Genomic DNA, 19287 nt, shown 5'->3' with positions numbered 1-19287 from the left:
GCAGTGCGGTCAGCCCGCGACCTTCCGGGAGCGACACAACCAAACGATGAGAACTCACTCCCCTAGGAAGTGGCTTCGGCCGCCTGGTCACGCAGATAGCCGGCGAATCCTTCTGGAGTGCGCCCGGCGAGGCGACCGGAGGTAACAACGGGGATCAGTTCGGTGCGAATCTCGCTCACCCTGAGACTACGCAGGGCGGAGACCAGCCGCACGTCCTCATGCCCGTCGACGCGCGCGAATTCTCCGGCGTGCAAATACCGGTCGGCGCGCACTCCGAGGTTCGCACCGTGCACATAGGTGTGGCCCTCGACCAGGCGGTGCTGGGCGTCCCACCGTTCCCTGCCTCCGTCGGACAACCCGTCGTCGGGAACCACGGTTCCCAGGACGAGATCGATGGAGTTGCGGGCGAATGCGAGCTGAACGGTCAGCCAGTTCGGCGGCACAGCGGAGTCGGCATCCGTCGTCGCGATCCACGTCGCCGAGGTGAACCGGTCAGAGGTCGGCACAAGGTGCCGCACCCCGGCGCGGCGGGCAACGCCGACGGCGCCACCGTTCGTCTGGATGCTCGCGAATATCGGCCACTCCGAGGCGACGTCGGCTGTACCATCGCTGCACCGGTCGAGCACGACCACGACGTCGATGACCGGCGGCGCCTGACCGGCCACCCCGCCGACCTCTCCGACGGCCACGGCCAATGCCGACAGGCATCTCGGCAGGAGCTCCTCCTCATTGCGGGCCGGTACCACGACGATGATTCTGTCGATCGCGCCGCGGCCGCTCACGGAACCAGGCCTTCACGTTGTGCGACCGAGCGAGCCGGCGCGGCTTCGAACACCTCGAGCAGGAAGTCGCGTTCCCGATGCTCAACCGTGCGCTCGAACCCGGCCAGCCTGCCGAGTTCTGCGTGCACCTGGTCGCCGGTCAGTGGATATTCTGGCACGGAATGCCGCCAGTGGCAGGCTACGAGCACACCACCGGCAGCAAGGCTGTCGCGGCATCGCCCGAGAACCGCTCGCAATTCCTCCGCCGAGAAGTAGTACCCGACCTCGGAGAACACGATGAGATCGAAGGAGCCCTCCGGCCACTCGGTGGGCAGGGTGAGCCGTGCGAAAGTGACGCTGGGGCGTGACACCAGCCGGGCGCGGGCGACCTGGAGCGGCTGCTCGGCGATGTCGACCGCGGCGACAGTGTCGCACCGGTCGGCAAGACCAGCCGTCAGCATGCCGATCGAGCAGCCCAGTTCCAGCGCCGCTCGGTAGCGTTTCCGAGGCAGCGCCGACAGGGTCAGTGACCGCTTGCGCTCCTCGTACCAGCGAGTTTCGAAACGCCACGGGTCACGGTTCCCGGCGTAGAACTCCTCAAAGAAATCCCCGGCCAGACTCGCTCTATTCCCCGACTCTTTCTCAGTTTCGATCTCGATGAAAATCTCATACTCGCGTTCGAAGTGCGCACCGAAGGCCGCCTGGATGATCGCTTCGTCGCCGGGCAGCTCGGACAGCGGCTGCACCTGACTGATATGCAGAGCCATTGCCCTAGATTTACGCCGACGGTCTTCGGGCGCCAGGTCAAGGGTTCGCAGCACGCCGTCCGACCAGATCGGGTCCCCCGGGGTGGACCAGTGCCAGGCCCAAATCGGGTATTCGAAGAGGCTGACACCTCGGCCGCGGGCCGCGTGGCGGGCGGCCTCGGCCGCCGCCGCATGGTCAGGATGGCCGTCCAGGCTCCAGGGGGCGACCAACCAGGTTCCCGGCCCGCCGGCCCCGAGTTCGACGGAAATCGCCCGGGACGCCTCCTCCGGGCGCTCGGCGAGGGATCCGTCGGGGAGCTCGACCAGGCGCACCAGGGCCGTGGGCGCCAGGGCGGTGACGGCAGCCGTCACCTCAACCCGGCGCAATTCCGCAAGCCGCCCGGGGTCGTGCGTACGGGACCGGGGATGGGAGGCCTCACCATTGGTGAGCACTACAACCGTCACCGGAACTCCGGCTCCCCCGGCCCGGGCGATCAGCCCGCCGGCACCGAGCGTTTCGTCGTCGGGATGCGACGCGACCACGACGAGTCGGCGCAATTCGTCGATGCGCAGTGCCTGCACGCCGGCCGCATCACCGTGCACCGCCGTCCACACGGTTTCGGCCGTGCCAGCATCCGTGTGACTGAAGCTCACCACGGGGATACCCCGGCGTCCCGTAGTCGGCGGCCGAGCGCCGCGTCGTCCCGTTCGGCGTGGTGCTGGCGAACGTAGAGCTGCAGATCGGCGATGCGCCCAGCGTGCCGAGCGTCGAAGGCGAGCGGCGCGGGGCCGAGCGCGTGGCCCGTGCGGGTGATCACCTCGTCGACCGTGCGCGCGACCTGGCCGCGCACCCGCGCTGCCAGGAGTGCGCCCTGGTCGCCGACGGCGTCCCCGGCGTCGATCGCCGCTGCGGCGGCAGCCAGGGAGGTCCCGGCGGCGGTCAGTGCGAGGTCGAGGGCGCCCAGGTGCGCGAGCGCGATCTGATCGGGCTCTCGCTCGAGTACGGACTCCCAGACCCGCCTGGCCAGACCCACGGCGCCACCCCACCAGCAGGCCGCGACGCCGATCCCACCCCAGGCGAAGCCCGGTCTGCGGAGGTACCAGCCGTCGTCGCCGACCGGCCGGGCCATAGTGCCTCGGAACTCGACCGGTCCGCTCGGCACGGCGGGGAGCCCTCGGCTCACCCAGGCGTCCGTGCGGACGGTAATGCCGGGGTCGGCCAGGTCGACCACGAACAGCCGCTGGGTGGTGGCCGCGGTGTTCGCCGTGACCAGGGCGTGGCTGAGCGAGCCGGCGAGCGAGCACCAGGGTTTCGTGCCGTCGAGACGCCACCGTTCGCCGCCGACCAGTCTCGCCTCGAGACGAGACCCTGCGGCCTCGGCGGCGAAGACGCCCCAGCTCGGTTCCGGGCTGCCCCCCGCGACGAGCCCGGCCGGATGCAGGGCGGCCTGGTCGAGGATGGCGAGGGCGTCCAGGTGCGCCTCGGCTACCCGCGCGGCCGTGAGGTCCGCGGCGGCCAGGGAAGCCAGGGTTTCAAGCAGGCGCAGCGTCCGCCCTGACCCTGGTCGGGGAACGGAGCCGCCGAGCGCGCGGGAGAGCCCCAGGGCCCGCCCCGCGTCTCCGTTCACTGCGAAGGCAGCCGTTGCGGCGTCGCGCAGGCTGGACTCCGCCGTGCGTTTCCCGGGCACGGTCAGCCAGGTCGGTCCCGGACTTTCTATCCTCGTCAAACCGACCTCCTGGTTTGGTACCGACCACACCAGGCTCCGTGTGCAGGTGCGTGAAACAGGAGGCGCAGCTTCCGACTCAGGCCCTGCCGGCTGGCCTGGTCGGGGCCTTGGCCGGCGCCTTGCGCGGGGTGCGGTTCTCGGCGCTGACCATCCAGGCGTACTGTTCCAGCTTCTCGATAAAGCCGTGCAGGATGTCGGCGCTCGTTGGGTCTTCCTCGTCGACCGCGTCGTGAACGGCACGGATGTTGTCGACCGCCGCGTCGAGGCGTTCGGTGACCAGGCCGACGGTCTCCGAGGTGTCCACCTCTCCGGCGGGGAACTTGGGCAGGTGGGTGGTCGCCGTGACCGTCTCGCTTCGGCCGTCCGGCAGGGCGTCGAGCGCGCGCATCCGCTCGGCCAGCTGGTCGGTGAATAGTCGGGCATCGTCGATGATCTCGTCGAGCTGGAGGTGCAGGTCCCGGAAGTTCTTGCCCACGACGCTCCAGTGCGCCTGCTTGCCTTGCACGTGCAGCTCGATCAGGTCGACGAGAACGGACTGAAGGTTGGAGCCGAGTTCTGCTGATGCTTTCATGAGTTACGCCTCTTCTCACACAGCGGAAACACGTCTCGACCGCGTCTCGGCCGGTGCCCCCGCTTGGTTTCACACAGCACCTTAGCAGGTGCACAATGTGAGACACAGTGCCGGGGTTCAGCGAGCGGTTCGGCCGCGGTCGCTTTCCGGAAAAGTTATCCACAGGTTTGTCCACATGGGGATAATTACACCGTTGTCATTATCCCGTCGCGGGGGTGCGGGACGGGGTCTCGACAGGTGTGACAACCGGGCCGGATAAGGGCGGGATCAGCGCCAGCGGGTGGTCATCAGGAAGCCGACGAAGGCGATCCCGAAACCGACCAGAATGTTCCACGACCCGAAACCAGCGACGGGCAGCGTTCCCTGGCTCACGTAGAAGACGATGATCCAGGCCAGCCCGATGAGCATGAAACCGAACATCACCGGCTTGAACCACACGGCGTTCGGACCGGCCTCGCCGGAGCGGGCGACCTCGGTGCGGGCGGGCTTGCTGCGGGGATTCGAGCGTGACATGCCTGCGATTCTAGCGTCTTTGGCTGGATCGACCGGCAGGCGCCCGGCAGAGAGGACCCACCTCCCCGATTAGAATTGAGACCATGTCCGAGCGAGCAGATCAGCCTCCCGCAGAGGCGACCCGCCACGCCCCCCGCCACAAGAGTCGCCCGCGACTCAGTGCCGTGGGGATCATCGGCGAGGTGCTTATCACGGCCGGCGTTCTCGTGCTCGCATTCCTGGGCTGGCAACTCTGGTGGAATGACATGATTATGGCCGGTCAGCAGTCGAAGGCGGCGGCCGAGATCAGCCAGACCTGGATTGACGACGAGCGGTCCAGTCGCGATCAGGCCGCGGATACCCCGCAGACAACCGACCCGGGGGAGTCGGCCCCGGCCGACTTCGGTGACCCGGTCGTCCGTGAGGCTCCCCCCAGCGCCCAATCTTTCGCCGTGCTCTACGTGCCGCGATTCGGGGCGGACTATCACCGGTCCATCGCCGAGGGGATTGGTAACAATGTGCTCAACAGCTCCCGGTCGGGGATCGGCCACTACCCCGACACCCAGATGCCCGGTGAGGCCGGCAACTTCGCCCTGGCGGCGCACCGCAGCGCTAACGGCGGTGGCATGCACCTGATCAACGAACTCCAGCTGGGCGACGCGATCTACGTTCAGACCGCCGACGGCTATTACACCTACCGGTTCCGCGACCTCGAGTACGTCGCCCCGACCGCGGTCGATGTGATCGCGCCGGTGCCGCACAATCCGGATGTGGCGCCCGTCGACCGGTTCATCACGCTCACGAGCTGCAATCCCCTGCTCTCCACGGCCGAGCGCATCATCGCGTACGGTGTTCTCGAGGCGTGGCAACCGACATCTGCCGGCCCGCCGGCCGAAGTCGCGACCGTTATCAATGCCCAGGCCCAGGGCTAGGAGGCTCGGATGTACGCTGCTCTCTGGCGGGTTCTGCCCGGACCGGTTTGGCTCCGGATCGTGCTGGTGTTCGTGTTGCTCACAGCCATGTTGTTCGTGCTTGCCACCTGGGCGTTCCCATGGGTGGATTCCATTGTCAACAATCAGGAAGTCACGGTAGGAAGCCCATGACCCGCATCCTCGTCATCGATAACTACGACAGTTTCGTCTACACGCTCAACGGCTACCTGATGGAGCTCGGAGCCGAAACGGTCGTGCTGCGCAACGATGCCTTCGAGCCGGAGGAGGCCGCGGCCCGCATCGCGGAATTTGACGGCGTGCTCATCTCACCCGGTCCCGGCAAGCCGTCCGACGCCGGCGTCTCCGTACCGATCGTGCGCGCCGCCCTCGGTTCCGGCCAGCCCCTGTTCGGCGTCTGCCTGGGGCACCAGGCGATTGCCGAGGCCTTCGGGGCCACGGTCACCAACGCCGAAGAACTCATGCACGGCAAGACCAGCCTGATCACGCACGACGGCAGCGACTTCTACGCCGGCGTGCCGCAGCCGTTCTCGGCGACGCGGTATCACTCGCTCGCCGTCGTCGACGGCACCGTGCCGAGCGACCTGATCGTCACCTCACGCACGCAGGGCGGCGTGATCATGGGGCTCCGGCACGTGAGCGCCCCCATTTTGGGTGTGCAGTTCCACCCCGAGTCGGTGCTGACCGAGGGCGGCTACCTGATGGTGGCCAACTGGCTGGCTCTAGCCGGACTGCCCGGCGCCCGGAAGACGGCCCAGGGGCTCACTCCCCTGCTGAAGCTCAGCTGAGGCAGTCAACCGCCGGGCCGGGACTCAGTCGGCAGCCGGGCCGGTGCAGTAGACCAGCGTAACCTCGGACTTCTGGGGCACGTCGCCCGGAGCCAGGGACTGCTGGGTCACCGGCGAGCCATCCTGCTGGGGACATGTCTCATCGGGTGTGGGGATGGGGAACAACTGCACGTCGGCTGCGGCGAGCATATCGATCGCCGCGCTCAGGAGCTGACCCTCGAGGTCGGGGAGGGCTACGAGGCCGCTTGAGACGATGAAATCGACCGTGACACCGGTTTTTTCCGTCGTCGCGGCGACTGGGTCGGTTCGGAGCACCAGACCGGCGGCGATGGTCGGAGAGTTCTCCCGAGTGACCGACCCCGCGGTGAGGCCGAGGTCCGTCACCGCGGTCTGGGCGTCGGCGAGGGGCAGGTTGGTGACATCCGGAACGTCGACCGGCTGGGCGCCGGTGGAGACATAAACCTCGATCAGGTCGGTCGGCTGGGCGATCGTGCCTGCCGGAGGGTCTGTGCGGATCACCTGGTCCTTGGGCACCGTGGCGCTGGCCTCCTCGGCCCGGATCGCGGCCAGGTCACGGTCCAGAAGTGAATTCTGGGCGTTCTCATAGCTGAATCCGGTGAGCGACGGCACCCGGCGCGAGTTGTCGGGCAGATCAACGCTTGGCGTGAGGCTGAAGGCCCAGATCATGACGGAGAGCACGATGACGATGACGCTGAGGATACCGGCCCAGATCCAGATCACGGGCGGGCGGCGCTGCGTGCGCACCATGGTTTCGTCTTCGGTGAGCTGCTTGAGCGCGAGCTCGGAGCCGGAAGCCGCCAGCGGGGCAGCAGCGAACAGCCCACCGCTGGAGTCATCGGACGTGTGGTACTCCGGAATCTGCCCTGACCCGGCCAGCTCGACGTCGGTGCGGAACTCCACGGCACTCTGGTAGCGCGTGAAACGGTCCTTCGCCAGGGAATGCAGCACGACGGCGTCGAGTGCGGGGGACACCCGGGAGTTGATCGAGCTCGGTTCGACCGGGGCTTCGCTGACGTGCTGGTAGGCGACGGCCACGGCGGAGTCACCGCGGAATGGAGGGCGACCGGCGAGCATCTCGAACAGGACCACGCCCGTGGAGTAGAGGTCGGTGCGGGCATCCACCGATTCACCCTTGGCCTGCTCGGGGGAGAAATAGGAGGCGGTGCCCAGGATCGCCGTGGTCTGCGCCACGGTCGTCGAGGAGTCGGAGATGGCCCGGGCAATGCCGAAGTCCATCACCTTGACCTGACCTGTCTTGGTGATCATGATGTTGCCGGGCTTGATATCGCGGTGCACGACGCCCGCGCGATGAGAGTATTCGAGGGCTGTCAGAACGCCGACGATGATGCGAACGGCCTCGTCGGGCTGAACCGCGCCCTCGCGGATGATGTCCTTGAGCAGTCGACCGTCGACGTATTCCATCACGATGAACGGGATCTGCGATTCGTGGCCGCCGATCTCGGAGACAGACTCCTCGCCCGCGTCGAAGACGCGCACGATGGTGGGGTGAGCCATACGGGCGGCCGCCTGCGCCTCCTGGCGGAAGCGGGTGCGGAATGCCGGGTCGGCGGCAAGCGATGACTTGAGCAGCTTGATCGCGACCGTGCGGCCGAGCCGGGAATCGGTGCCGATGTGCACATCAGACATTCCACCTCGCCCGAGGAGCGCACCCACTCGGTAACGACCGGCGAGCAGACGGCCTTCATCAGTCAAAGCATTACTCCCAGCTCGCGCACACAGTTCACCGTATTTTAGCCGTACCTTCCTGAGCCTCCGCTACGCCGCCGGGGTGACGGTGACAGGTGTGCTGGACTTCGAGTAGGCCGACGCGACCTGGCCGCAGATGTAGCGGAACTTGACCGTGAAGGTGCCGGCGTCGGGACCCGCGGTGATCTTCGTAGAGGTGGCGTCCGGGCTGATCGGGCCGGGGGAGACGGCGTCGCCGTCGGCCACGACCTCATAGCCGGAGAGGGTCTGGCCGCTTGGGCAGGACTGTGCAGCCCAGGTGACCGTGGCCTCTGCTCCGGCGGCGACCGAGGCGGGGGCGACGGTGGGCGCCGCGGTCGGGTCGTCGGGGGTGACGGCGGGGGCGTAGACCGTGACCGTGATCGTGGAACCCTTCGTCACCGGACCGGTGGGGTTCACGTCGTAGACGGTGTCGGCGATCTGCTCCGGGGTGGTGGCCGCGTTGCCGGCTTGGACATCCGCTACGAATCCCAGCCCGGACAGCTTGTCGCGCGCCTCCGTGCTGGTCAGTCCCTGGTAGTCGGCCAGACTGACTTCGACGGTGTTGCTCGTTGGGGTCGGCGATGGCGCGGGGGTCGCCGAGGGGGTGGGCGTTTTGCTCGGGGACGGAGTCACCGATGCCGGTGCCGACGTGGTCGGCGTCTCCACCGGCGTCGTGTTGTCCTGTGTGAACAGGGCGATCAGGGTGCCGGTGAGTACGAGCGCGAGCAGGCCGATCAGGCCGATCAGCGGCCAGGTCCACGGGCTGCGCTTCTTTTCCTCGGGTTCCGCCGTCGCGGAGGCACGCGTCGCGGGCGCTCCGGTGGGCAGCACGGTCGTGGCCTGCATTCCGCCGGCGCCGGGCATCAACATGGTCGCGGAGGTGGGCGTGACGCCGTTCATGATGGCAGGCACGGATGCCGCAGCGGCCGCGATGTCGCCGCGGCGGAGGGCTGCGGCGGCACGGGACAGGTGCGCGGCCGAGGCCGGACGGTCCGCGGGGTTCTTGGCCAGGCAGGAGATCACCAGGTTGCGCACCGGCTCCGACACCGTGTCGGGCAGGTCGGGGGCGGTCTCATTGATCTGCGCCATGGCGATCGCGACCTGGGACTCGCCCGTGAACGGCCTGCGGCCGGCGAGGCTTTCGTAAGCGACGATGCCGAGCGAGTAGATGTCGGTGGTCGGCGAGGCGGAGCGGCCGCTGGCCTGCTCGGGTGAGAGGTACTGCACGGTGCCCATGACCTGGCCAGTCGCGGTGAGCGGCACCTGGTCGGCGATGCGGGCAATGCCGAAGTCGGTGATCTTGACGCGGCCTTCGGGCGTGATCAACAGGTTGCCCGGCTTGATGTCGCGGTGCACGAGTCCGGCGGCGTGCGCGGCGTGAAGTGCGGCGGCCGTCTGGGAGACGATGTCCAGCACCTTGTCCGCGGGGAGGACATGCTCGCGCTCGAGGATGGTGGACAGTGCTTCACCGGGTACGAGTTCCATCACGAGGAAGGCGCTGCCGTCTTCTTCGCCGTAGTCGAACACGTTGGCGATGCCTTCGTGGTTGACGAGCGCGGCGTGACGGGCCTCGGCGCGGAACCGCTCGAGGAACCCAGGGTCACCGAGGTACTCGTCCTTGAGAATCTTGATGGCGACCGTGCGACCGATTACGAGGTCGATCGACTTCCAAACCTCGCCCATCCCGCCAATGGCGATCCGGGACTGCAGCTCGTATCGTCCCCCGAAGGTGAGCCCTGATGTGGGTCTCATTTGTTCAGCACCGCCTCTAGTACTTCCTTTGCAATAGGTGCGGCAAGCAGATTGCCGTACCCTGTCTGGCCAAGTCCCCCGCCATTTTCAACGAGAACGGTGATCGCATATTTCGGATCCTCCGCAGGAGCGAATCCGGTGAACCACAGGGTGTAAGGCTCGTCCTCGGCGTTCTCCGCCGTGCCCGTTTTACCTGCCACCTTGACCCCGTCTATTCTTGCATTGCTGGCGGCGCCATCCTGGACTCCGTTGACCATCATTTGGTTCAGTGTTGCCGCCGTTTCGGCGCTCATCACCCGTTTCATTGCTTCCGGCTCGAAGACCTGAATCGGACTCAGGTCCGGTGCGGTCACCTTGTCGACGAGGTTGGGCGTCATCAGCTGGCCGCCGTTGGCGATCGCGGCTGAAACCATCGCCATCTGCAGGGCCGTCGCACGGACATCCGTCTGGCCGAAGGCCGAGAGTGCGGTCTGGGCGTCGTCGAGAACCGTGGGGTACACGCTTTGAGACACGTCGAGGGGGATCGAATAGTCGCTGTTGAAGCCGAACTTCTCGGCCGTGTCGCGAATGGCCTTGTTGCCCAGCTGCAGACCTAGTTCGGCCAGTGGAATGTTGCAGGAGAGACGCAGGGCGGTGGCGAGAGTGACGGTGTCCCCTCCGCCGCAGGTGCCGCCGCCGGAGTTGATGACGACCGCCGACGAGCCGGGCAGCTGGTACGTGGGCGGGTTCGGGAAGGTGCTCTCCGGGGTGAACTTGCCCGATTCCAAGGCGGCCGTCATCACGACCAGCTTGAACACCGAGCCGGGTGGGTTGAGGGTTTTGGTGGCGCGGCTGAGCAGCGGGTTACCGTCGTCGTTCAGCAGCGACTGATAGTTGTCGGTGACCTGCTGGTTGTCGTGCACGGTGAGCAGGTTCGGGTCGTAGCTGGGCTTGGAGACCAGGGCGAGGATGCGACCGGTCGCCGGCTCGGAGACGACGACGGAGCCGGTGAGGTCGCCGAGGGCATCCCAGGCGGCCTGCTGCGCGACCGGGTCGATCGTGACCTCCACAGAAGCCCCCTTGGGGTTCTGGCCGGTGATCAGGGCGTTCATCTTGTCGAAGAACTGGGCGTCGGACGTTCCGCTGAGTTCGCCGTTAAGGGAATGCTCCAGCCCGGTGGGGGCACCGTTGAGCGGAATGAACCCGGTGATCGGGGCGTAGAGCGGCCCGTTGCTGTAGGTGCGCTGAAACTTGTATTCATCGTCGGCGGGCATCGACTGGGCGATCGGCTCGCCCGCGACGAGGATCGGACCGCGTTCGACGGAGTAGCTGTCGTAGAGCGTGCGGGTGTTGCGGGCATCCGCGGACAGGCTGTCTGCCTGGAAGACCTGCACGATTGTCGTGGAGACGAGCAGGGCCACGAACATGAGCATGACCACGATGCTCACTCGTTTGAGTTCACGATTCATCAGACCACCAGCCTGGGTTGGTTGCGCACCGTGTCGGACAGGCGCAGGAGCAGTGCCACGATGATCCAGTTCGCGACGAGGGAGGACCCGCCGGCGGCGAGGAAGGGTGTGGTCAGACCGGTGAGGGGAATCACACGGGTGACGCCGCCGATCACGATGAAGCACTGCAGGGCGATGACGAAGGAGAGACCCACGCCGAGCAGCTTGCCGAAGTCGTCATTGCCGGCGAAGCCGATGCGGAAGCCGCGCGCGACGAGGAGCAGGTAGAGCGCGAGGATCGCAAAGATGCCGGCCAGGCCGAGTTCCTCGCCGAGGCTGGCGATGATGTAGTCGCTTTGGGGGACGGGGGTGATCTCTGGACGCCCCTGGCCCAGGCCCGTGCCGATGAGCCCGCCTTTGGCGAGACCGAAGAGCCCCTGCACCAGCTGGTAGCTGCCGCCGTCGGCCCCGTAGACATCCGGGTTGAGGGCGTCGAGCCAGTTCTGGAACCGGCCGTTGACGTAGTCCAGGGTCTGGCTGGCGATGAGGGCACCGCCGAGGAAGAGGGACATGCCCAACAGCACCCAGCTGAGGCGGCCGGTGGCCAGGTAGAGCATGACCAGGAATAGACCGAAGTAGAGCAGGGCGGTTCCGAGGTCGCGCTGGAAGATGATCACGGACATGGACAGCGCCCAGACGACAAGGATCGGGCCGAGGTCGCGCAGGCGCGGGAAACGCATGCCAAGAAATTTCTTGCCCACCATGGAAAGGCTGTCGCGGTTGCGCACGAGGTAGCCGGCGAAGAAGACGGCCAGGGCGATCTTCGCGATCTCGCCCGGCTGGAAGGTGGCGAAGGATCCGACGCCGATCCAGACGCGCGCCCCGCTGACCTCGCGACCGAGGCCGGGAACGAGCGGGAGCAGCAACAGTGCCACACCGACGAACCCGGCGATGTAGGTGTAGCGGAACAGCACCCGGTGGTTGCGGATGATCAGGATGACCGCGATCGCGCAGCCGATGGCCAGGGCGCTCCACACGGTCTGGCGTACGGAGGCGCTGGCCCAGCCGGACTCTTCGTTGGCCAGGTCGATGCGGTAGATCATGGCGATGCCGAGGCCGTTGAGCAGGGTGGCGATGGGCAGGATGAACGGGTCGGCCTCGCGGGCCACGACGCGCAGCACCACGTGCATGGCCAGAACCAGCACCGACAGGCCGGCGCCGAGCAGCACCAGTGTCGTGTCGATTCGGCCGAGCGCGCCGAGCTGCACGAGCACAACGGTGGCCGCGTTGATGCCGCAGGCGATGAGCAGCAGGACCAACTCGAGGTTGCGCAGCTTCTGGGGCAGGTGCAGTCGGCGCACGCGACCTGTGCGGGGCGGGCGCGCAGGCGCATCCGTCGTCGTGGACCGGTTACTGGACGCTGGCATCTTGGAGCCGTTCGACGATGAGCAACGCATCCGCGAGGGAGGTTGCGCTGATGGTTTTTTCGACCTGCTGCCGGTCGTAGACCCGCAGTTCGGACAGCTCCAGGTCGGTGTCCTCGAAGACGGAGGACAGGGAGAGGGGGCCGAGGTCCTGCTGCACGCCCTGGAAGATGGCGACCGTGCTGCCTTCCACCCCCACGTAGTAACGGGACTGGGTCCACCGGTAGCCGAGGAAGCCGGCGCCGACGATGGCCAGAATCAGCAGGATGATGCCGACCAGCCAGGTGATCTTGCGGCGGCGGGCCCGGCGATTGTCTTCCTCGATCAGCTCCGAGAGATAGTCCTGGGAGTCAGGCTCGAAGTGCGTCTCACGCACGGGGTGCAGGCGCAAGCTCGACATGCGCAGCGCCCGGCCGCGGGTGGGCTCCTCGCCGAAGGCGAGGGGAGCGGATGCCGACCCAACCACGGTGGGCATGTCGATGCGTTCGGCGGGTGAGCCGATGTCGACGACGACGATGGTGACGTTGTCAGGGGCTCCGCCGTCGAGGCTTTCCTTGACCAGGCGATCGGCCACGCCCTGGGCGTCAAGTGGGCTGAGCAGGGCCGCGGCGATGCCCGAATTAGAGACCACGCCGCTGAGCCCGTCGGAGCAGATCAGCCAGCGGTCACCGGGGAAGGTCGCAAGGATGGAGGTGTCGATCTCCGGCGCCGATTCGACGTCGCCCAGCACGCGCATGAGCACCGAGCGGCGCGGATGCACCATGGCTTCCGCCTCGGTGATGCGGCCACTGTCGACGAGCCGCTGTACGAAGGTGTGGTCGATGGTGATCTGGGAGAGTTCGCCCTCGCGGAGCAGGTAGATGCGCGAGTCACCGATGTGCGCGATCGCCACCTCGTCTTCCAGCACGATCAGCGCGCTGACGGTGGTGCCCATGCCGGTGAGTTCGGCGTGCTCGAACACGGTCTCGGCGAGCTGCGAATTCGCGGCGATCAGCGCCGCCTGCAGGGCGAACTCGGCGTCTTGCGGGGACTGGAAGTCCCGGTCAGCATCCATGATGCGTTTGGTGGCGATCGCCGAAGCGACGTCGCCGCCGGCGTGCCCGCCCATGCCGTCGGCAACCAGGAAGAGATGGCGCCCGGAATAGCCGGAGTCCTGGTTGTTGGACCGAATCTTTCCAACGTGGGACGCGGCCGCGCTGTGACTGACTGTCGCCATGCAGCTACCGCCGAAGCTCGAAGCTGGTTGCGCCGATCTTGACGGTGGTGTTCAGGGGGACCGGGGTCGGCACGGCCAAACGGTTGCCATCCAGGAAGGTGCCGTTGGTCGAATCGAGATCCTGGATCATCCACTTGTCATGCCAGAGCATCAGACGCGCGTGGTGGGTGGACGTGTAGTCGTCACGGATGACGAGGCTCGAGTCGCCCGACCGCCCGATCGTGATCGAGTCGCCGGTGAGCGGGAACTCAGTGCCGGACTTCGGGCCGGAGGTGATCACGAGGCGGGTCGCGTTCTGGCTGGTGGCCTTGTCGTCCACGGCGGTGAACGCCGGGCCAGGCCGAGCCGTGAACTGCTCCGTCGGCGCGGAGGCCGCGGCGGCGGGAGGCTGGGTGGCGCTCGGCACGGGCGTGGCGCTCGGGAACGCGGCGGGCGCGCCGGCCGAGCCAGCGACATCCGCCTGCATCTTGCGGGCGCGCTGGCCGAACAGGTCGCTGCGCAGGGCATAGACGATGCCGAAGATGAAGAGCCAGAGCACCAGCAGGAAGCCGAGGCGCAGCACCAGCAGGGTGAGCTCGCTGACGCTCATGCGGTGGGTCCCCAGAATCCGTCCATGTCGTGACGTTCGCGGCCGCCGTCGCGGTGACGCTCGGTCACCGGCTCGGAAGAGGATGCCTGCGCGATGACCCGGAAGACGATGCGGGTGCGGCCGATGGTGACGACTGAATCGGGCTCGAGGATGGCCTGCGTGACCGGTGAACCGTTGAGCTGGGAGCCGTTTGTCGAGCCGAGGTCGCGCACCTGGGCGCGGGAGCCGTCCCAGAGGATCTCGACATGCCGGCGAGAGGTGCCGGAGTCGTCGATGGTGATGTCGGCGTCGCTCCCGCGGCCGATGACGGTGTGCGACTGCGTCAGGGGATAGCGCTTGCCGTTGACCTCGACCACGGGGATCCAGGCGACGCTGCCCTTGATCGTGCTGGAGTCGATCTGGACCATGCCCTCACTGAGGCCGCGATCCGCGGACAGGGTGATCGAGACGCCGCCGGCGAACTGGTAACGCTGCTCGCGGCCGTGCAGCTGCACGAGTTCGGTGAGTTCGTCGAGGAGGGTCTGGCCAAGGGCGGACATGCGCTGGAAGTCGGCATGGCTCATTCGCACCGTGAAGCGATTGGGCGCGAGAATGCGATCGCGGGACACGACCGCTGCTTTTGTGTCGAGTTCGCGACGCAGTGCTGAGGTGATTTCAACCGGTTGCAGCCCCGACCTGAAGGTCTTGGCGAACGCACCGTTGACGGCGCGTTCGAGACCCTTTTCAAAACTATCCAGAATGCCCACAGGTCTCCCGATCCGATCCTTTCGGCTATGAGCATGTTACTTGTCTCAAGTGTTAACTCACCCGCCGGGCAATACCCGGTGAGGGTTGTCATCCTACGGGAGCCAGTCCGGGTCACCATGTCGGGCGCATATCGGGCGCGTGTTCAGGATGTTCGGCACGCCGCGCAGACCTGTGTTCGCGCGGCCTGCCTGTCTCGAATGGCGTTGTGCCCTCGGAAAGTGCTAATCTTCCTAAGTTCGCGCGAGTGGCGGAATTGGCAGACGCGCTGGCTTCAGGTGCCAGTGTTCGAAAGGACGTGGGGGTTCAAGTCCCCCCTCGCGCACAGTGGGTGTTTCAGGAAATCCAGGAATGGTTGTCATGAAATCCAAGTGGACAGGTCGGTTGAGCAGAAATGCTCAGCCGGCCTTCTTCTTTTAATGACTCAGTGCGCGTTCGGTGGCCGTTTTAACGCTCGCCGCTCGGGGGTTTGCGCTTTAAACGCCAATCAGCCTGCTGGTGGGCAAGCTGAAGCGTTCGGTGCGCGGGGTGACGTTCGGAATTGGCGTTGGTTTCTGCTACTGCGGCGGTGCCAGGGCGGGAAGTGCGCTGTGTTTGTTCAACGGTGTTCCGGTGGCTTCTTTGCGTCGGCGTCCTCGGGAGAGACTTTCGCCGCTGTCACGTTCGGCGGTCTTCACGAAGAAGTCGAATATCTTCCGCAGGTTCGATGACACGGCGGCGATGGTCGCCGCGAGGTAATTGAAGGCGAACTTCTGGAGGTGCTTCACAGCCAACCGGGGGTCCTGATTCCGTTCGGCTGGGGCTCCGGCATCCATCGGGATGGTGACGGTCACTGGTGTGACGGGTCTGGTGACGCGCTTGCCACTGGCACGGTCGATTGCCATGTAGGTGCCGGGAGTGGGAGTGAACACTCATCGCCGGGCCGGAGGCATGGGTTCGATATCCTAGGAACATTGAGATGTCCTAAGAAAAGACGAATAGCCCCTGTCTGCGAAATGGGGTTGCCTATGGCCAGCATTAAGGAATCGAAGGTGGCGGCACTGAGAGAACTAACGAAGACCAATCTGGATAAGCAGGGATTCGGAGGCCTCGATGATGAAGCCAAGTCTTGTTACGCATGGCCCCTACGATTCACACCGGCAGTGGGCACTGTCTTGATCGTTCTCGGATTGATTTTGCAGTCGCCTATCATTCTTGGATTGGGTGCAATCGTTCCTCTCACAGGGGCACTATTTCCCCGTGGCATGATTCTCGATCTGGTCTATAACTTGGTCGTTCGCCATATGTTTCGCGCTCCGGCGCTTCCCCCCACGCCGAGTCCACGACGGTTTTCCTACCTGCTGTCCACCGTGCTACTTGCAGGTGCGGCCTTGGCCTTCTATTTCGGATTATCAGCACTGGGAATCGTGCTGGGAGGAATGGTAGCTCTCGGCGGCACGATTCTCACCACGACCCATTGGTGTCTCGGATCGTGGTTGTACAGACTAATTCTTCCTCACGCAGCAGCAAGGTGAAAAGGTCGGGTCCACGCCGCAGAACCACAGCTCGGTCGGGTTGCCTCATCAGGAACTGTCAACGGCGTTATGGGAAGCTATCCGTTCGTGAGGCACCCGGCCGTCCCGTGGCAACTCATGGTCGAACTAGCCAGCAACCGAGCTCGCCGCATCAGCGGTCGCTTTCTCTTCGGCAAGAACTTGGCGATCGCGGCCGCACGGGGTGTTCACGCCACGCCGACTGTCGCCCACGGCGACAATCGCCGTTAGCTCGCGCGCTCCGGAGGTTCGTGCTGATCCCAACGCGACGAGCTCAGCGCAGGAGCCACCCGTGAAATGATAAACGTTGACGCCGACGTGGATATGTCCCGTGGCATCACAAACGGCAGCCCCGACTGTGTGTACCCCGCCTTCAACGTCCGCGTTGGCATCAATTGCCTCTTCCGCTCTCGCAATGAGTTCCAGGTCGTCACCGGTGAGTTGGCGCACATCCATTCCAGCATTCGCTGTTGGGACGTCCGTCGCCGACGTATGTGCTGGATCTATATCTACCGGGTGCCCGATAGCCGGACGTTCACCGATCAAGGGTGACCGGCACGAACCGGGCGCGGCCAGGACTACGAGAAGCGCTGGCTGCATGCCGGGCCGGGGACACGCTTGTGGTCGCCAAGCTCGACCGCCTCGCCCGGTCACTGCGCGACGGGAAAGACATCGTCGATGACCAGAAACTGCACCACACCACACACGGGTGTAGGCGGTTCAGGAAGGCGTTCCAGCTTTCGTGGCGCTCGCGGGCGCTACAGCGCGGTGGAGCCAGCGGAGGCGTGTCCCTCGATTCCATGAATTTTCAGAAGATTTTCGTCGAACGCCAGAGGATCGGCAAGATCATTTAGAAGAATCGCGAGGAACTACGTGACCAGCACACGGGGTCAGGCCGAAGTTTTGAGTTTTGCAATCTACCCACAGCGAACACGATGGGTTGATTGCCGTCCACCCATTCGGACAGAAAGGCCCCCGAGAGATTGGGGGCCTTGTGTCGTTCCGGTAGTTTCAGCTCCGGTGGTCGAGCCCGTCGAGACCCGGCGACCCGTCCCGCCCTACAGGTTCGCCCGCTTGCTCGGCAGAGCGATCAGTGTCCGCTTCGGGTCAACCTCCACCGGTGGCCGCAACCAATGCTGAGTTCCGGTGCGGCTGATCGTCCAATGCTGGTTGTGCAGCAGCAGATGGTGGGGATGACAGAGGAGTACCCCGTCGGCGAGGTCGGTGTAGCCGTTGCCTTTCGACCACTCGTTGGTGTGGTGGGCTTCGCTCCAGGCCGGTGATCTGTCGCAGTCGATTCAGAGGCATCCGCCGTCACGCACAGCCATCGCGGCGCGCTGTTTCTCGGTGAAGAGTCGTTCGTCGCGGCCGACGTTGATGATCTGGCCGTTGTCGTCGAATTTGATGCCGCCGGTGCCGGTGCCGGCGTCGCAGAGCAGCCGGTCGATGGTTTCCTGGGAGATGGGGAAAGGGTTGCCCTCGATCTGCCCGTGAGCGGCGGGTTCGGCCGGCCCGTGTTCGTTGACCTGCTCAGTCGAAGGTGGAGAGCACGAACTCGCCATCTTCGGGCGCGAACAGCCCGCTGAGTCGTACGTCGCCGTTGCCCAGCCGGTAGACCCGCAGGTAGCGGTCGTCGTCGGCCTGCTTCTCGCGGGCGGCGATGCCGGCCTCATCGAGCCGGTCGCGCATCCGTCTCGCCCGTTTGAAGACCTCGTCGGCATTCAGTGACGACGCCTCGGTGAGTAGCGCTTCGAGTGCCGCACCGAGCTTCTCGGCGGTGACCGCGGCGTCGATCTGGCTGAGCCCTGAGCGGATCGACTCGGCCGCGTCGACGGAGAGGGTGCCGGCGGTGACGGCCCGGGCGATCGGCGCCTGCCACGGCACCTTCGCCTCGAATTCGGCGACCTCGGCGGCATCCGCGTCGGGCGAGGAGAGCGCCGCCTCGACCTGCTTCTCGGCTGCTTCGGCATCAGCCATCATGGTGCTGACGGCGACCATTTTGTAGGCGTCGCCCTTCGAGGAGCCGGTCCACTTCTGGATGAGGGCCTCCGGCGAGAGAAACCCCTGCTGCGCCGCCAACCCGGAGTGGCCCAACTCCGGCCGGGACCGGCGGGCGATGGTGCCGGCCATCCACGCGGCGCGGGTGTCGAGCAGGCGGCGAGCCGCCGCGATCTGCTTCTGACCGGACAATACTGCGGCATCAGCCAGCGCCTCATAATCGGCACTCGAGGAACCCAGCAGGGCGACGGCCCCGGCCGCTTGCCTGAGGTCATCCGCGAGATTGATCATGATACGAGGATACCTCAAAGCGAACACAGAGTTGATAGTCTGTCAGTATTTAGAGACTCGATTCAGAGTTTATCTCGAAGGTTTGTTCACAAGTTCAGAGAGCGGCTCACCGGGTCTCGACCAGCCCGACCACCGTGGATTCGACTGACGGGTTGGGGTGGGCGATCCGAGGGGGACATCCGTCGTCTACGCTCGGGCTATGTCCAGACCGGCGCGACCTGCTCCCCGTGACCTCGTGGTGGGGTGGCCCGACGTGCCGTCGGCGGGCGCCGTCGGCGAGGTGGCCCGTCAGTTCGCGGTGAACGTGCAGGCCGCAATCGGCGAGCGGAGCGTGCGCGCCGCGGCGCGCGATGCCGGGCTCGACCACACGACACTGCTCTCGGTGCTGCACGGGCGGTCCTGGCCGGACCTGGCGACCGTGGCCCGTCTGGAGAACGGTTTGGGTGTCGACCTGTGGCCGGGGCGCGTGGGCCCGCCGTAGGGCCGCCGATTGAGACCTGCGCCGCGAGGCGGGCAGGCAGGCCTGGCAG

At 66.1% G+C, this 19287-nt stretch carries 22 protein-coding genes and 1 tRNA gene; 7 read left to right on the top strand and 16 right to left on the bottom strand.

Features of this window, described 5'->3' with window-relative positions; all coding sequences use genetic code 11:
* Positions 1-62: 62 nt before the first annotated feature.
* The 5 genes from CXY79_RS08140 to CXY79_RS08120 form a co-directional block, all read right to left on the bottom strand.
* Complete coding sequence (locus tag CXY79_RS08140) at positions 63-782, bottom strand: glycosyltransferase family A protein (RefSeq protein WP_104100634.1); 720 nt, start codon at positions 780-782, stop codon at positions 63-65.
* Positions 779-2161, bottom strand: coding sequence for a bifunctional PIG-L family deacetylase/class I SAM-dependent methyltransferase (locus CXY79_RS08135; protein WP_233191366.1), 1383 nt, complete (start codon positions 2159-2161; stop codon positions 779-781). The genes CXY79_RS08140 and CXY79_RS08135 overlap by 4 nt, the downstream gene beginning before the upstream one ends.
* Complete coding sequence (locus CXY79_RS08130; protein ID WP_146068113.1) at positions 2158-3234, bottom strand: acyl-CoA dehydrogenase family protein; 1077 nt, start codon at positions 3232-3234, stop codon at positions 2158-2160. The genes CXY79_RS08135 and CXY79_RS08130 overlap by 4 nt, the downstream gene beginning before the upstream one ends.
* Before the next feature lie 76 nt (positions 3235-3310).
* Positions 3311-3805 (bottom strand): Dps family protein, encoded by a 495-nt coding sequence (locus CXY79_RS08125; protein ID WP_104100631.1) that lies wholly within the window; start codon positions 3803-3805, stop codon positions 3311-3313.
* A gap of 267 nt (positions 3806-4072) precedes the next feature.
* A complete protein-coding gene (locus CXY79_RS08120; RefSeq protein WP_104100630.1) occupies positions 4073-4318 on the bottom strand; it encodes a cell division protein CrgA in 246 nt (81 codons plus the stop codon).
* A gap of 83 nt (positions 4319-4401) precedes the next feature.
* On the opposite strand from CXY79_RS08120, the gene CXY79_RS08115 reads away from it, so the two are divergent.
* From CXY79_RS08115 to CXY79_RS08110, 3 genes are read left to right on the top strand one after another with little or no spacing between them, the layout of a single operon-like run.
* The gene (locus CXY79_RS08115) at positions 4402-5229 is read left to right on the top strand and encodes a class E sortase (protein ID WP_104100629.1); all 828 of its coding nucleotides are present in this window, start codon (positions 4402-4404) and stop codon (positions 5227-5229) included.
* A 9-nt stretch (positions 5230-5238) separates the two neighbouring features.
* Positions 5239-5400 carry a DUF4175 domain-containing protein gene (locus CXY79_RS16210; protein WP_146067669.1) on the top strand — a complete coding sequence of 54 codons (162 nt, stop codon included), beginning with the start codon at positions 5239-5241 and terminating at the stop codon, positions 5398-5400.
* Positions 5397-6035, top strand: coding sequence for an aminodeoxychorismate/anthranilate synthase component II (locus CXY79_RS08110; RefSeq protein ID WP_104100628.1), 639 nt, complete (start codon positions 5397-5399; stop codon positions 6033-6035). The genes CXY79_RS16210 and CXY79_RS08110 overlap by 4 nt, the downstream gene beginning before the upstream one ends.
* A gap of 24 nt (positions 6036-6059) precedes the next feature.
* Here the strand turns inward: CXY79_RS08110 and pknB are convergent, their stop codons facing one another.
* The 7 genes from pknB to CXY79_RS08075 all read right to left on the bottom strand — a co-directional run bounded on the left by pknB (position 6060) and on the right by CXY79_RS08075 (position 14938).
* On the bottom strand, positions 6060-7703 hold the full coding sequence (gene pknB, locus CXY79_RS08105) for a Stk1 family PASTA domain-containing Ser/Thr kinase (protein ID WP_233191365.1): 1644 nt from the start codon (positions 7701-7703) through the stop codon (positions 6060-6062).
* Between the two features lie 129 nt (positions 7704-7832).
* Positions 7833-9536 carry a protein kinase gene (locus CXY79_RS08100; RefSeq protein WP_104100626.1) on the bottom strand — a complete coding sequence of 568 codons (1704 nt, stop codon included), beginning with the start codon at positions 9534-9536 and terminating at the stop codon, positions 7833-7835.
* Positions 9533-10984, bottom strand: coding sequence for a penicillin-binding protein 2 (locus CXY79_RS08095; RefSeq protein WP_104100625.1), 1452 nt, complete (start codon positions 10982-10984; stop codon positions 9533-9535). Before CXY79_RS08095 ends, CXY79_RS08100 begins: the two co-directional genes overlap by 4 nt.
* Positions 10984-12390, bottom strand: coding sequence for an FtsW/RodA/SpoVE family cell cycle protein (locus CXY79_RS08090; RefSeq protein ID WP_104100624.1), 1407 nt, complete (start codon positions 12388-12390; stop codon positions 10984-10986). Before CXY79_RS08090 ends, CXY79_RS08095 begins: the two co-directional genes overlap by 1 nt.
* Entirely contained in the window at positions 12374-13603 is a 1230-nt protein-coding gene (locus CXY79_RS08085) for a PP2C family serine/threonine-protein phosphatase (protein ID WP_104100623.1), read from the bottom strand. Before CXY79_RS08085 ends, CXY79_RS08090 begins: the two co-directional genes overlap by 17 nt.
* 4 nt (positions 13604-13607) lie before the next feature.
* Complete coding sequence (locus tag CXY79_RS08080; RefSeq protein WP_104100622.1) at positions 13608-14192, bottom strand: FHA domain-containing protein; 585 nt, start codon at positions 14190-14192, stop codon at positions 13608-13610.
* Positions 14189-14938 carry a DUF3662 and FHA domain-containing protein gene (locus CXY79_RS08075; protein ID WP_104100621.1) on the bottom strand — a complete coding sequence of 250 codons (750 nt, stop codon included), beginning with the start codon at positions 14936-14938 and terminating at the stop codon, positions 14189-14191. Before CXY79_RS08075 ends, CXY79_RS08080 begins: the two co-directional genes overlap by 4 nt.
* Positions 14939-15177: 239 nt before the next feature.
* Between CXY79_RS08075 and CXY79_RS08070 the strand changes: the two genes are divergently transcribed.
* Positions 15178-15261 (top strand) — tRNA-Leu (locus CXY79_RS08070).
* A gap of 232 nt (positions 15262-15493) precedes the next feature.
* On the opposite strand, the gene CXY79_RS08065 is transcribed toward CXY79_RS08070, so the two are convergent.
* Positions 15494-15847: a hypothetical protein gene (locus tag CXY79_RS08065; protein WP_104100620.1), complete on the bottom strand. Its 354-nt coding sequence runs from the start codon at positions 15845-15847 to the stop codon at positions 15494-15496.
* Between the two features lie 96 nt (positions 15848-15943).
* Here CXY79_RS08065 and CXY79_RS08060 point away from each other — a divergent pair, with 96 nt between their 5' ends.
* Complete coding sequence (locus CXY79_RS08060; protein WP_158250250.1) at positions 15944-16450, top strand: DUF4395 domain-containing protein; 507 nt, start codon at positions 15944-15946, stop codon at positions 16448-16450.
* A gap of 126 nt (positions 16451-16576) precedes the next feature.
* Here the strand turns inward: CXY79_RS08060 and CXY79_RS16205 are convergent, their stop codons facing one another.
* Positions 16577-16924, bottom strand: coding sequence for a cytidine deaminase (locus tag CXY79_RS16205; protein ID WP_199186745.1), 348 nt, complete (start codon positions 16922-16924; stop codon positions 16577-16579).
* Positions 16925-17016: 92 nt separating this feature from the next.
* Between CXY79_RS16205 and CXY79_RS16915 the strand changes: the two genes are divergently transcribed.
* Complete coding sequence (locus tag CXY79_RS16915; protein WP_369827956.1) at positions 17017-17322, top strand: recombinase family protein; 306 nt, start codon at positions 17017-17019, stop codon at positions 17320-17322.
* A 444-nt stretch (positions 17323-17766) separates the two neighbouring features.
* On the opposite strand, the gene CXY79_RS08045 is transcribed toward CXY79_RS16915, so the two are convergent.
* Positions 17767-18030 (bottom strand): hypothetical protein, encoded by a 264-nt coding sequence (locus CXY79_RS08045; RefSeq protein ID WP_104100617.1) that lies wholly within the window; start codon positions 18028-18030, stop codon positions 17767-17769.
* The gene (locus tag CXY79_RS08040) at positions 17999-18757 is read right to left on the bottom strand and encodes a DUF222 domain-containing protein (protein WP_104100616.1); all 759 of its coding nucleotides are present in this window, start codon (positions 18755-18757) and stop codon (positions 17999-18001) included. The genes CXY79_RS08045 and CXY79_RS08040 overlap by 32 nt, the downstream gene beginning before the upstream one ends.
* A gap of 199 nt (positions 18758-18956) precedes the next feature.
* Between CXY79_RS08040 and CXY79_RS08035 the strand changes: the two genes are divergently transcribed.
* Positions 18957-19238, top strand: coding sequence for a helix-turn-helix transcriptional regulator (locus CXY79_RS08035; RefSeq protein ID WP_134342752.1), 282 nt, complete (start codon positions 18957-18959; stop codon positions 19236-19238).
* Positions 19239-19287: the final 49 nt, after the last annotated feature.

This window comes from Cryobacterium sp. M96 (assembly GCF_002929845.1).
GTDB classification, from domain to species: domain Bacteria; phylum Actinomycetota; class Actinomycetes; order Actinomycetales; family Microbacteriaceae; genus Cryobacterium; species Cryobacterium sandaracinum.
This window is presented reverse-complemented; position numbering and strand designations above follow the sequence as displayed.